The sequence below is a fragment of the Rhodoferax sp. RT5P35 genome (assembly GCF_056521385.1).
The window spans coordinates 22,326-33,875 of sequence record NZ_JBWMAX010000011.1 but is presented as its reverse complement, the minus strand read 5'-3'; the positions used below and the strand labels follow the sequence as shown (position 1 = coordinate 33,875).

11 protein-coding genes are annotated in these 11,550 nt (G+C 64.6%); 10 read left to right on the top strand and 1 reads right to left on the bottom strand.

Annotated elements, in window-relative coordinates; all coding sequences use genetic code 11:
- Together AC097L_RS17250 and AC097L_RS17245 are read left to right on the top strand one after the other, a co-directional pair.
- Entirely contained in the window at positions 1–714 is a 714-nt protein-coding gene (locus AC097L_RS17250) for a TetR family transcriptional regulator (RefSeq protein ID WP_479587770.1), read from the top strand.
- A 60-nt stretch (positions 715–774) separates the two neighbouring features.
- Entirely contained in the window at positions 775–1,968 is a 1,194-nt protein-coding gene (locus AC097L_RS17245; RefSeq protein ID WP_479587769.1) for an amidohydrolase family protein, read from the top strand.
- Between the two features lie 4 nt (positions 1,969–1,972).
- Here the strand turns inward: AC097L_RS17245 and AC097L_RS17240 are convergent, their stop codons facing one another.
- The gene (locus AC097L_RS17240; RefSeq protein WP_479587768.1) at positions 1,973–2,659 is read right to left on the bottom strand and encodes an ArsR/SmtB family transcription factor; all 687 of its coding nucleotides are present in this window, start codon (positions 2,657–2,659) and stop codon (positions 1,973–1,975) included.
- Positions 2,660–2,732: 73 nt separating this feature from the next.
- Between AC097L_RS17240 and AC097L_RS17235 the strand changes: the two genes are divergently transcribed.
- The 8 genes from AC097L_RS17235 to hutI all read left to right on the top strand — a co-directional run bounded on the left by AC097L_RS17235 (position 2,733) and on the right by hutI (position 11,131).
- Positions 2,733–3,080, top strand: a complete 348-nt coding sequence (locus AC097L_RS17235; protein ID WP_479587767.1) for an NIPSNAP family protein — start codon at positions 2,733–2,735, stop codon at positions 3,078–3,080.
- Positions 3,077–3,421, top strand: coding sequence for an antibiotic biosynthesis monooxygenase family protein (locus tag AC097L_RS17230; protein WP_479587766.1), 345 nt, complete (start codon positions 3,077–3,079; stop codon positions 3,419–3,421). The genes AC097L_RS17235 and AC097L_RS17230 overlap by 4 nt, the downstream gene beginning before the upstream one ends.
- A gap of 62 nt (positions 3,422–3,483) precedes the next feature.
- On the top strand, positions 3,484–5,106 hold the full coding sequence (locus tag AC097L_RS17225) for an NAD(P)/FAD-dependent oxidoreductase (protein ID WP_479587765.1): 1,623 nt from the start codon (positions 3,484–3,486) through the stop codon (positions 5,104–5,106).
- An 88-nt stretch (positions 5,107–5,194) separates the two neighbouring features.
- Entirely contained in the window at positions 5,195–5,911 is a 717-nt protein-coding gene (hutC, locus tag AC097L_RS17220) for a histidine utilization repressor (protein ID WP_479587899.1), read from the top strand.
- A gap of 111 nt (positions 5,912–6,022) precedes the next feature.
- Positions 6,023–7,732: a urocanate hydratase gene (gene hutU, locus AC097L_RS17215; protein ID WP_479587764.1), complete on the top strand. Its 1,710-nt coding sequence runs from the start codon at positions 6,023–6,025 to the stop codon at positions 7,730–7,732.
- Between the two features lie 70 nt (positions 7,733–7,802).
- Positions 7,803–9,299 (top strand): HAL/PAL/TAL family ammonia-lyase, encoded by a 1,497-nt coding sequence (locus tag AC097L_RS17210; RefSeq protein WP_479587763.1) that lies wholly within the window; start codon positions 7,803–7,805, stop codon positions 9,297–9,299.
- Positions 9,296–9,847, top strand: coding sequence for a HutD/Ves family protein (locus AC097L_RS17205; protein ID WP_479587762.1), 552 nt, complete (start codon positions 9,296–9,298; stop codon positions 9,845–9,847). Before AC097L_RS17210 ends, AC097L_RS17205 begins: the two co-directional genes overlap by 4 nt.
- A 57-nt stretch (positions 9,848–9,904) precedes the next feature.
- Positions 9,905–11,131: an imidazolonepropionase gene (gene hutI / locus AC097L_RS17200; protein WP_479587761.1), complete on the top strand. Its 1,227-nt coding sequence runs from the start codon at positions 9,905–9,907 to the stop codon at positions 11,129–11,131.
- Positions 11,132–11,550: the final 419 nt, after the last annotated feature.

Sequence of the window (11,550 nt, the reverse complement as noted above, 5' to 3'; positions counted from 1 at the left end):
ATGTCCAGCACTGCCAAACCCGGTCGCCAACCCGTTGCCCGCAAGAAAGCTGCCACCCCAGCCAGCGGCAAAACCGCCAAAGCTGTCAAACCCGGCGTGCGCGAACAGAATGCCCAGGCCACGCGCGACAACATCCTGCGCGCCGCCACCAAGGTTTTTGCCAAGCACGGGTATGACGGCGGCAGCGTCGAGAAAATCTCTACCGCTGCCAAGTCCTACGACCGCATGATCTACTACTACTTTGGTAGCAAGGAAGGCTTGTATATCGAAGTATTGGAAGGTATTTACCGGCGCATGAACGAGGCCGAGTCACGCCTGGCGCTAGACGTAGGCCAGCCGCTGGAAGCGCTGCGCGCAGTCATCCGCTTTGTGCTGGGCTATTACCGCAAGCACCCGGAATTCATCACCCTGCTGAACACCGAGAACCTGCACAAGGGGCGGCATATTGCCAAGTCGCTGCGGGCCCGCGAATTCTCGTCACCGGCGATGGCCATTCTGGACAAAATTTTGAAGAATGGCATCTCCCAAAAGCTGTTTCGTGCAGAGCTGCACACCCGCGATGTGTACCTGTTGATCGCCTCGCTGGGCTATTTTTACCTGTCCAACCGCCATACCCTGTCGGCCTTCTTGGGCGACAACCTCGAAGCCCCGGATGCGCTGACACACTGGGAAGAGTTTGTGATCGACACGGTGGTGCGTACCGTCACCCGCTGAACCCCCACATACGCCAGGCCGCGTAAGTCCAATACACATTCCACCCCACGAAAGACCCCCATGGCAGAAGCAGCAACCGGCGCAAAGTCCGGCAAAGTCGTGATCCAGAACATTGGTCTGCTCCTATCGGGCGACATCGACCACCCCATCCTGGAGGCAGACACTATCGTGGTCCAGGACGGCCTGATCGTCGCCGTAGGCCGCGCCAAAGACTGCGATACCAGCGCAGCCCGCACCACCATTGATGTGCGCCAAACTTGCGTTGCCCCCGGCCTGATCGACAGCCATGTGCACCCGGTGTTCGGCGACTGGACCCCGCGCCAGAACCAGCTTGGCTGGATCGACTCCACCATGCACGGTGGCGTGACCACAATGGTATCGGCGGGCGAGGTGCACCTGCCCGGCCGCCCCAAGGATATCGTCGGACTGAAGGCGCTGGCCATCACCGCCCAACGCGCCTTCGACAACTTCCGCCCTGGTGGCGTAAAGGTCATCGCGGGCGCGCCCATCATTGAAAAAGGCATGGTTGAGCAGGACTTCAAGGACTTGAGTGAAGCGGGCGTAACGCTGCTGGGCGAAGTCGGCCTGGGCTCGGTCAAGGCGGGCTATGAAGCCCAGCAAATGGTGGCCTGGGCGCGCAAATACGGCATCCAGAGCACCATCCACACCGGCGGCCCGTCCATCCCCGGCTCGGGCCTGATTGACAAGGACGTGGTGCTGGAGGCCGATGCCGACGTGATCGGCCACATCAACGGCGGCCACACCTCCTTATCGGAAGCCCATGTCTGCGAGCTGTGCGAAAAATCATCGCGCGCCATCGAAATCGTACACAACGGCAACGAAAAGGTCGCCATCGCCGCCGCCCAGGCTGCACTGCAGCTCAAATGCCCGCACCGCGTGATCCTCGGCACCGATGGCCCGGCAGGATCGGGCGTACAGCCCCTGGGCATGCTGCGCATGGTTGCCCTGCTGTCCAGCCTGGGCAACATCCCGCCCGAGCTGGTATTCTGCTTTGCCACCGGCAACACGGCACGCATCCGCAACCTGAACTGCGGCCTTATCGAGGTCGGCCGCGCTGCCGACTTCGTCTTCATGGACAAGGCCCAGCACTCCGCCGGGCGCGACCTGCTGCACAGTGTGCAACTCGGCGATTTGCCCGGTATCGGCATGGTGATGATCGACGGCATCGTGCGCTGCGAGCGCAGCCGCAACACACCGCCCGCCACGCAGATTCCGGTGGCCACCCACCATTGAATGGCTAAGCCGGCTGCGCAAACAGCGCACGAAAAGCCTGCTCGCCGCGCGGCGTGAAGCGGATCACCCGCGAATCCGCATCGCGCTGGGCCCAGCCCAAGGCGTAGACGCGCTGTAGCAAGGCCGTGCCTAAAGCCCCACCCAGATGGTGACGGCGCTCACCCCAATCCAGGCAGGGCCGGCAGAAAGCGCGCTTTTGCGCCTGTGCGGCCGTGGCATCTACGCCGAGCGCGGTAAACCAACCATGGCCGGACGGCGTCAGCTGCACGCCGTTGGCCTGGGCCTGCAGCACCTGCTGGCCCAGCAAAGCCTCGTAGGCCATCACACCCATTTCTCCGGCCAGGTGGTCGTAGCAAATGCGCGCCTTGCGCAGGGCCGGCTCGCGCGGGCTGGAGCGCAGGCGTACCGCGCCGGTACGGAACGCCACGCCCATCAGCGACTCCAGCAGATGCGCCACATCATGGTCTGCCAACCGGAAGTAGCGGTGCCGACCCTGGCTGTCCACGGCCACCAGACCAGCCTCCACCAGCTTGGCCAGGTGCGCGCTGATGGTCTGCTTGGTGACACCGGCAATGCCGGCCAGCTCGGTGGCGGTAAGCGCACGGTCGGCCATCAGGGCGGTAAGCACCTCGGCACGGGCGTGGTCGCCGATCAGCGCGGCGATGCGGGCAATGCTGGGTCCATCTTTCATGGTTCGATCTTCAACGAACTGCTTCATGCCGTCAAGCCACTATCTTTGCGATACCGCAACTGAAAGCCACTCCATGAAAATCACCTGCTGCATACGCTACGAAATCGACCCCTTCCAACGCCAGGCCTTCCAGCAATATGCCGAGAACTGGGGCCGCATCATTCCCCGCTGCGGCGGCCACCTGGTCGGTTACTTCCTGCCGCTGGAAGGCAGCAACTACGAGGCCTGGGGCCTGATCGCCTTCGATTCGCTGGCCGCCTACGAGCGCTACCGGGCGCGTCTCAAAACCGATGCCGAAGGCCGTGTCAACTTTGCCTTCGCCCAGACGCACAAGTTCATCCTGCGCGAGGAACGCAGCTTTGTTGAGGTCGTGGACGGCACCCTGGGTATTGCGGCGCACGCCGTGGAGGCCGCCGCATGATGGCCGTGATTTTCGAAGTGCAGCCCCATGACGAACACTTCGGCGCCTACCTGGACACCGCTGCAGCCCTGCGCCCGCAGCTGGAGGCAATGGACGGCTTCATTTCCATTGAGCGCTTCAGCAGCCTCAGCCAGCCCGGCAAGTTACTGTCGCTGTCGTTCTGGCGCGACGAAGAAGCCGTAAAGCAGTGGCGGCAATTAGACAGCCATCGCCAAGCACAGCAGGCCGGGCGGCAAGAAATATTTGCCGGCTACCGGCTGCGCGTGGTCCAGGTGGTGCGCGACTACGGCATGTTCGACCGGGCGCAGGCCCCGAACGACTCGCAGCAGGTGCACGGCTAAACAGCGCCCCTCCTTTAAAATTCAGGCCTCTTGCTTGATAACTACAAGCCGTTAGGCCCCCCATGATCCGCATCTCCGAACTCAAACTTCCTCTCGACCACGCCGAAGAGGCTCTGCCCGCCCTGGTCGCCCACACCCTGGGCCTGGCACCCGCGCAGATAGCGCACTTCACTGTCTTCAAACGCAGCTTCGATGCCCGCAAGGCGACGCTGATGCAGGTCTACATCGTGGATGTGGCCCTGGTAGATGCCGCCCACGAGGCCGAACTGCTGCGCCGGCACCCCGACAATCCGCACCTGCGCCCCAGCCCCGACATGGCCTACCATCCGGTGGGCCAAGCCCCTGCCGATATAGCCATCCGCCCGGTGGTGGTCGGCTTCGGCCCCTGCGGCATCTTTGCAGCGCTGGTGTTGGCGCAGATGGGCTTCAAGCCCATCGTGCTGGAACGCGGCACCACGGTGCGCCAGCGCACCCAAGACACCTGGGGCCTGTGGCGCAAAAACTTGCTCAAGCCCGAGAGCAACGTGCAGTTTGGCGAAGGCGGCGCAGGCACCTTCTCCGACGGCAAGCTGTACAGCCAGATCAAAGACCCGCGCTTTCTGGGCCGCAAGGTGATGCAGGAATTTGTGAAAGCCGGTGCGCCCGAAGAGATTCTGGTGGCCGCGCACCCGCACATTGGCACCTTCAAGCTGGTCAAGGTGGTGGAGCATCTGCGCGAGCAGATCATCGCGCTGGGCGGCGAAGTGCGGTTTGAGCAGCGCGTGACCGACGTGTTGATCGAAGACGGCCACATGCGTGGCCTGACCGTTTTGAACCAGGCGACCGGTGAAACCTCGGAGCTGCGCGCCGACCACGTGGTGCTGGCCCTGGGCCACAGCTCCCGCGACACCTTTGCCATGCTGCATGCACGCGGTGTGTACGTGGAGGCCAAACCGTTTTCCATCGGCTTTCGCATCGAGCACCCGCAAAGCCTGATCGACCGCGCCCGTTGGGGCCGCCACGCGGGCCATCCGTTGCTGGGCGCAGCGGATTACAAGCTGGTGCACCACGCCAGCAATGGCCGCGCCGTCTACAGCTTTTGCATGTGCCCCGGCGGCACGGTAGTGGCTGCCACCAGCGAGCCGGGCCGCGTGGTCACCAACGGCATGAGCCAGTATTCGCGCAACGAGCGCAATGCCAACGCAGGCATCGTCGTCGGCATCACGCCCGAAGACTTCCCCGGCACCCACGCGCTGGCCGGTATCGACCTGCAGCGCCAGCTCGAATCCCACGCCTACGTGCTGGGCGGCAGCAGCTACGAGGCCCCTGGCCAACTGGTCGGCGACTTCATCGCCGGGCGCGCCTCCACCCAGCTCGGCAGCGTCGAGCCATCCTACAAACCCGGCGTACGCTTAAGCGACCTGCACAGCGCCCTGCCCGGCTACGCCATCGAGGCCATCCGCGAAGCCCTGCCCGCCTTTGGCCGCAAGATCAAAGGCTTTGATCTGCCAGATGCTGTGCTCACCGGCGTGGAAACCCGCACCTCCTCGCCCATCAAGATGGCCCGTGGCGACGACTTCCAAAGCCTGAGCGTGCGCGGCCTGTACCCGGCGGGTGAAGGGGCCAGCTACGCGGGCGGCATTTTGTCGGCGGGGGTGGACGGCATCAAGGTGGCCGAGGCGGTGGCACGGAGTTTGTTGGAGTAGCGATGTTTCAGCCCCCATAGCGCCCTGTTATCGTTGCGACATGCCCGCCAAACGATCCACCTCCCCCACGGCGACCTCCGCCGCGCCCATGGTCCGCTACCAACATATCAAAGACTTTGTGGCCGGCAAGATCCAGGACGGCACTTGGACGCCCGGCGACCGCCTGCCGTCCGAGAACGACCTGGTGCTGCAGTTCGGCATGTCGCGCATGACCGTCAACCGCGCGCTGCGCGAGCTGCAGGAGCAGGGCCGCATCCGCCGCGTAGCCGGGGTGGGTAGCTTTGTAGCCGACGACAAACCCCAGGCTAACCTGCTGCAGATTGCCCGCCTGGCCGACGACATCCGCCGCCGCGGCCACGACTACCAATGCCAGATGGTCACCGTTGAGCGCATTTCAGCCACGCTGGAAGTGGCATCCGCTTTAGGCCTGCACACCGGCGAATCGGTGTTCCATTCTGTCTGCGTGCACCTGGAGGACGGCGTGGCCATGCAGCTCGAAGACCGCTTCGTCAACCCGCGCATGGCCCCCGACTTCGGCAGCCAGGATTTCCACACCGAGCAGCCGTCCGACTACCTGGTGCGCACCGTGTTGTTCGACCAGATGGAGCACGTGGTGGATGCCGTGCTGCCCAGCGCCGAGCAGGCCACCCTGCTGCAAATGGATGCGCACCAGCCCTGCCTGCTGCTGACCCGCCGCACCTGGATGCGCGATGTCCCCATCACCCTGGTGCGCTGCCTGCATCCCGGCGCCCGCTACCGTCTGGGCAGCCGTTTCCGTACGGATGGCAACGCCATCACCGGCTGAAAAGGGGATTTTTCCTTTTTTTGCGCAAGCTGTATATACAGGACTAGACAAGTTATTTAAAATTGCCGCACCACCGCTCTAGTGCCCCCTTTTTAATTAGGAATTGCCGCCATGACCACCACCCTGCAAGACCCCCGCTTCGATGCCAGCCGCGTCATCCGCGCCCCGCGCGGCAGCACATTGAACTGCAAAAACTGGATTGCGGAGGCGGCCTACCGCATGCTGCAAAACAACCTGGATGCCGAGGTGGCCGAAGACCCGAAGAACCTGGTGGTTTACGGCGGCATAGGCCGCGCCGCCCGCAACTGGGCCTGCTTTGACCAGATCCTGGCCTCGTTGAAAGTTTTGGAAGAAGACGAAACCCTGCTCATCCAATCCGGCAAACCGGTGGGCGTATTCAAAACCCACGCCAACGCCCCGCGCGTGCTGATCGCCAACTCCAACCTGGTGCCCCAGTGGGCCCATTGGGAACACTTCCACGAGCTGGACCGCAAAGGCCTGTTCATGTACGGCCAGATGACGGCCGGCAGCTGGATCTACATCGGCAGCCAGGGCATCGTGCAGGGGACCTTCGAAACCTTCGTCGAAGCCGGTAAACAACATTACAACAACGACTGGGCCGGTAAATGGATCTTGACCGCCGGACTGGGTGGCATGGGCGGCGCACAGCCACTGGCCGCCACGCTGGCCGGGGCCGTGTCGCTGAACATCGAATGCCAGCAAAGCAGCATCGACTTCCGCCTGCGCACCCGCTACGTGGACAAGCAGGCCAAGGACATTGACGACGCGCTGGCGCTGATCGCCCACCACTGCGAACGCAAGGAAGCTGTGTCCATCGCCCTGCTGGGCAACGCCGCCGAAGTGTTGCCCGAACTGGTGCGCCGCGTGAAATCTGGTGGAGCAGGCAGCATCCGCCCCGATATGGTGACCGACCAAACCTCGGCCCACGACCTCATCAACGGCTACCTGCCCGCAGGCTGGAGCTTCGACCAATGGAAGGCCGCGCAAAAAGACCCTGCCCAGCACGCCACGCTCACAGCCGCCGCTGCCCAAAGCTGCGCCGTGCACGTGCAGGCCATGCTGGATTTCCAGGCCCTGGGCATCCCCACGGTGGACTACGGCAACAACATCCGCCAGGTGGCGTTTGACGCGGGTGTCAAAAACGCCTTCGACTTCCCCGGCTTTGTGCCCGCCTACATCCGCCCGATGTTCTGCGAGGGCAAGGGGCCGTTTCGCTGGGTGGCCTTGTCCGGCGACCCGGAAGACATCTTCAAGACCGATGCCAAGATCAAAGAGCTGTTCCCCGACAACCACCATACCCACCGCTGGTTGGACATGGCACGCGAACGCATCGCCTTCCAGGGCCTGCCCGCACGCATCTGCTGGCTGGGCCTGGGCGAGCGCCATATTGCCGGGCTGGCCTTCAATGAGATGGTGCGCAATGGCGAGTTGAAAGCCCCCATCGTCATCGGCCGCGACCACCTGGACACCGGCTCTGTCGCCAGCCCGAACCGCGAGACGGAGGCCATGCTGGACGGCACCGATGCCGTCAGCGACTGGCCGCTGCTCAACGCCCTGCTGAACACTGCAGGTGGTGCCAGCTGGGTCAGCCTGCACCACGGCGGCGGGGTGGGCATGGGCTACTCGCAGCACTCGGGCATGGTCATCGTGGCCGACGGCACGGACGCCGCCGCCGAGCGACTGGCCCGCGTGCTGGTCAACGACAGCGGCAGTGGCGTGATGCGCCACGCCGATGCCGGGTATGAGATTGCGGTTACCACGGCCAAAAAGCAGGGGCTGAACCTGCCGATGGTGAAGTAAGTCGTTTGCTCTTGTATTAATAGCTGATAGCGTAGACAGTACCTGCGCTAGTAGCCTATTTAGCTTAAAAATGCCTACCCAGCCTTCCATTACCCTCGGCGACACACCTCTGGGCTTGCGCGACCTGGTGGCCGTCGCCCGCGATGGCGCGCGGCTGGAGATTTCTCCCGGTGCCTGGGCCCGCATCGCCAACGCCCAGGCCATAGTGCAACGCATCGTGGCCAGCGGCGAGCGGGCCTACGGCATCAGCACCGGGCTAGGGGCCTTGAGCCAGGTGCTGCTGCATGGCGAGCAACTGGCCCAGTTGTCAAACAACACACTGCTCAGCCACGCCTGTGGGGTTGGCCCGCTGCTGAGCGAGTCGCAAACCCGCGCCATCCTAGTGGCGGCGTTGGCCAACTTCTGCCAGGGCTATTCGGGCCTGCAACCCAAAGTGGTCAAAGGGCTGCAAGCCTTGCTGAATCTGCACATCACCCCCTGCGTGCCCTCACAAGGCTCGGTGGGCTACCTCACCCACATGGCCCACATCAGCGTAGCGCTGCTGGGCGTGGGCGATGTGCGCTGGCAGGGCCGCACCCTTCCCGCCGCAGAGGCCCTGGCCGCCAATGGCCTGCAGCCCCTGGTATTGGGCGCGAAGGATGGCCTGTGCCTGGTCAACGGCACGCCCTGCATGACCGGCCTGGCGGCGCTGGCCCTGGCCGACATCGAACGCCTGGCCGACTGGGCCGACGTGACCGGGGCCATGAGTTTTGAAGCCCTGCGCGGGCAGATTGCGGCCTTCGATGCCGACATCCTGGCCCTCAAACCCCACCCCGGCATGCAGCGCGTGGGCCAGCGTTTGCGTAGCCTGCTGGCAGGCAGCGAGGTGATCGCCAGCAGCCTGGGCCTGCGCACACAGGATGCACTCAGCCTGCGCTCGATGCCGCAAATCCACGGTGCCTGCCGCGACCAGATCGCCCATGCGGCCAAACAGATCGAAACCGAGCTCAACTCTGCCACCGACAACCCGCTGCTGCTGGGCACGCCGCAGGCTTACCGCGTCATGTCGCAAGCCAACCCGCACGGCGAATCGGTGGCCATGGCCTGCGACCTGCTGCGCATTGCCGCCGCCGAGCTGGGCGGTGTGGCCGAGCGGCGGCTGGACCGGCTGGTGAACCCGGTGCTGAGTGGCCTGCCTGCGTTTCTGGTGGCCGAGCCGGGCGTGAATTCGGGCCTGATGATTGCGCAGTACACCGCTGCCTCGCTGGTAGCCGAAAACCGCCGCCTGGCCCAGCCGGTAGTGGTGGACAACTTCGTCACTTCCGGCGGGCAGGAAGACCACCTCAGCCTGGGCACCACCGCCGCACTGGACCTGCACCGGTCGCTGGAGAACCTGACGCAGATTTTGGCCATCGAATACCTGCTGGCCGCGCAGGCGCTGGAGTTTTTGAAAGCGCAACCATTCGGTGAAGGTACGGGCCGGGCGTGGCAATGGCTGCGCCAGCACGTGCCATCGTTCGATGCCGACCGCTTTTTAGCTCCCGACATTGCGCAAGCCGCCAACCTGCTGCGCACCCCCTTCGTATGATCCACACCTTCGACACCGCCGCCCTGCCCGCCACCCCGTGGAAGAACGGTGGCGGCACCACCCGCGAGATCGTCTGCCAGCCGCCCGGCGCGGGCATGGACAGCTTCGACTGGCGGGTGAGCATTGCCACCATTGCCGCTGCCGGTCCGTTCTCGGCCTTTCCCGGCGTGGACCGGGTGATCCTGTTGCTGGACGGTGCGGGTGTGCGGTTGTTTGGCGATGGCATAGACCATCGGCTGGACACACCCGGCGTGCCGTTTGCGTTCTCGGGCGACGTGGCGCTGGATTGCAGCTTGTTGGGCGGCGTGTCCACCGATTTCAACCTGATGACGCGGCGCGGGCGGGTGCAGGCCGAGGTGCGCATGGTGACCGCGGCAGCAAATATTTCAGCCGACTGCGGCCTGCTGCTGGCGGTGCGCGGTACATGGCAGTTAGGCGATGCCTGTTGCCCCCCCAGCCACGGCCTGTGGTGGGATGCGCCCGTGCAATGGCGCGCCACACCGCAGACCGCCGACGCATGGCTGGTGGCAGTTTTTTTAACAAAATAGGCCTCTAGCGCATATTCTGCATACGCATACCGCTCTTTATTTAATAGCACACACACTATGCAACACCTCCCCCACGCTGACGGCATCTGGCACAACCTGCGGCTGGCCGATAGCGGCGCGGCCAACGCCCTGGCGGTGCAACACGGCCAGATCACTTGGATGGGCGACATCGGCACGCTGCCCGCCGACTTGCAAGACCTGCCGCGCATCGATGCCCGCAACGCGCTGGCCACGCCGGGCCTGGTCGATTGCCACACCCACCTGGTCTACGGCGGTCAGCGGGCGAATGAATTTGCCATGCGGCTGGCGGGCGCGAGCTACGAGGCAGTGGCGAAAGCCGGTGGCGGCATCGTCTCCAGCGTGTTGGCGACCCGCGCTGCCAGTGAAGACGATTTGTACGCACAATCCGCAGCCCGTGTGCAGCAGTTGCTGGCCGAAGGCGTATGCGCCATCGAGATCAAATCCGGCTACGGCCTGGCTCTGGAACATGAGCGCAAACAGCTGCGCGTGGCCCGCCGTCTGGGCGAGGACTTCTGCGTGACGGTGCGCACCACCTTCCTCGGCGCGCACGCCCTGCCGCCCGAGTACGCGGGCCGCAGCCAGGACTACATCGACCTCGTTTGCAATGCCATGCTGCCCGCCCTGGCTGCCGAGGGCCTGGTGGACGCGGTGGACGTGTTCTGCGAGCGCATTGCGTTTTCGCTGGCCGAGACAGAGCAGGTTTTTAAAGCCGCGCAGGCACTGGGTCTGCCGGTGAAGCTGCATGCGGAACAGCTGTCCGACATGGGCGGCTCGGCCCTGGCGGCGCGGTATGGGGCCTTATCCAACGACCACATCGAGCATCTGTCTGCCGCCGGTATCGAGGCCATGCGCGCATCCGGCACGGTGGCCGTGCTGCTGCCCGGCGCGTACTACACGCTGCGCGACACGCACCTGCCCCCCATTGCCGCCCTGCGCGCCGCCGGTGTGCCCATGGCCGTGTCCACCGACCACAACCCCGGCACCTCGCCCACCCTGAGTCTGCTGCTGATGGCCAACATGGCCTGCACCCTGTTCCGCCTGACCGTGCCCGAGGCGCTGGCCGGCATCACCACCCACGCCGCCCGCGCCCTGGGCCTGCAAGACACGCACGGCACGCTGGCCGTGGGGCGGCCTGCCAACATCGTCCTGTGGGACCTGCACGACCCCGCCGAGCTGGTCTACTGGCTGGCCCACCAAACACCCCGCACCGTGATCCGGCAAGGGCGGGTGGCAGTGGACACCCTGGGGCTGCTGCGGCCATGACAGAATCAATAGAGGTCAGAACCCCATTAACGGCGGTAGGCAATAAGGGTCAGATCCCAATTGCGCACTTGCTGCTGACGGGGGGAGACCGGAGCTTCACGCATTTGGGCTCTGACCCTTATTGCCGGATTAACGTTAACGAAGATCCCCAGCCGGGATGTGCCCCCGGCAGGGCAGTAACTTTTCTTTGCTTGGCCAAAGAAAAGTCACCAAAAGAAAGGCCACCCCCACTACCTGCGCCCCACCGCTTGCGCGTCGGGGAACCTGCGGTGCTCGCTTTGGGCGGGGTCTGGCTAAACTCGCCTGCGGCTCAAACAACGCCAGCCCTGATCCGCCCAAAGCTGCGCTCCTCGGCGCATACAGAGGGGGACCCCGGGTACGGGATCGGCGGCGCAAAGCGCCGCATCGCGCCTAGGGCG

What these genes read in the sequence shown, in the direction of transcription:
- hutC (WP_479587899.1), top strand. Translation starts at nt 5,195, where the DNA reads ATGGTCCGCTACCAACATATCAAAGACTTTGTGGCCGGCAAGATCCAG.
- hutI (WP_479587761.1), top strand. Translation starts at nt 9,905, where the DNA reads ATGCAACACCTCCCCCACGCTGACGGCATCTGGCACAACCTGCGGCTG.
- AC097L_RS17245 (WP_479587769.1), top strand. Translation starts at nt 775, where the DNA reads ATGGCAGAAGCAGCAACCGGCGCAAAGTCCGGCAAAGTCGTGATCCAG.
- AC097L_RS17225 (WP_479587765.1), top strand. Translation starts at nt 3,484, where the DNA reads ATGATCCGCATCTCCGAACTCAAACTTCCTCTCGACCACGCCGAAGAG.
- AC097L_RS17235 (WP_479587767.1), top strand. Translation starts at nt 2,733, where the DNA reads ATGAAAATCACCTGCTGCATACGCTACGAAATCGACCCCTTCCAACGC.
- AC097L_RS17205 (WP_479587762.1), top strand. Translation starts at nt 9,296, where the DNA reads ATGATCCACACCTTCGACACCGCCGCCCTGCCCGCCACCCCGTGGAAG.
- AC097L_RS17240 (WP_479587768.1), bottom strand. Translation starts at nt 2,659, where the DNA reads ATGAAAGATGGACCCAGCATTGCCCGCATCGCCGCGCTGATCGGCGAC.
- AC097L_RS17250 (WP_479587770.1), top strand. Translation starts at nt 1, where the DNA reads ATGTCCAGCACTGCCAAACCCGGTCGCCAACCCGTTGCCCGCAAGAAA.
- AC097L_RS17210 (WP_479587763.1), top strand. Translation starts at nt 7,803, where the DNA reads ATGCCTACCCAGCCTTCCATTACCCTCGGCGACACACCTCTGGGCTTG.
- hutU (WP_479587764.1), top strand. Translation starts at nt 6,023, where the DNA reads ATGACCACCACCCTGCAAGACCCCCGCTTCGATGCCAGCCGCGTCATC.
- AC097L_RS17230 (WP_479587766.1), top strand. Translation starts at nt 3,077, where the DNA reads ATGATGGCCGTGATTTTCGAAGTGCAGCCCCATGACGAACACTTCGGC.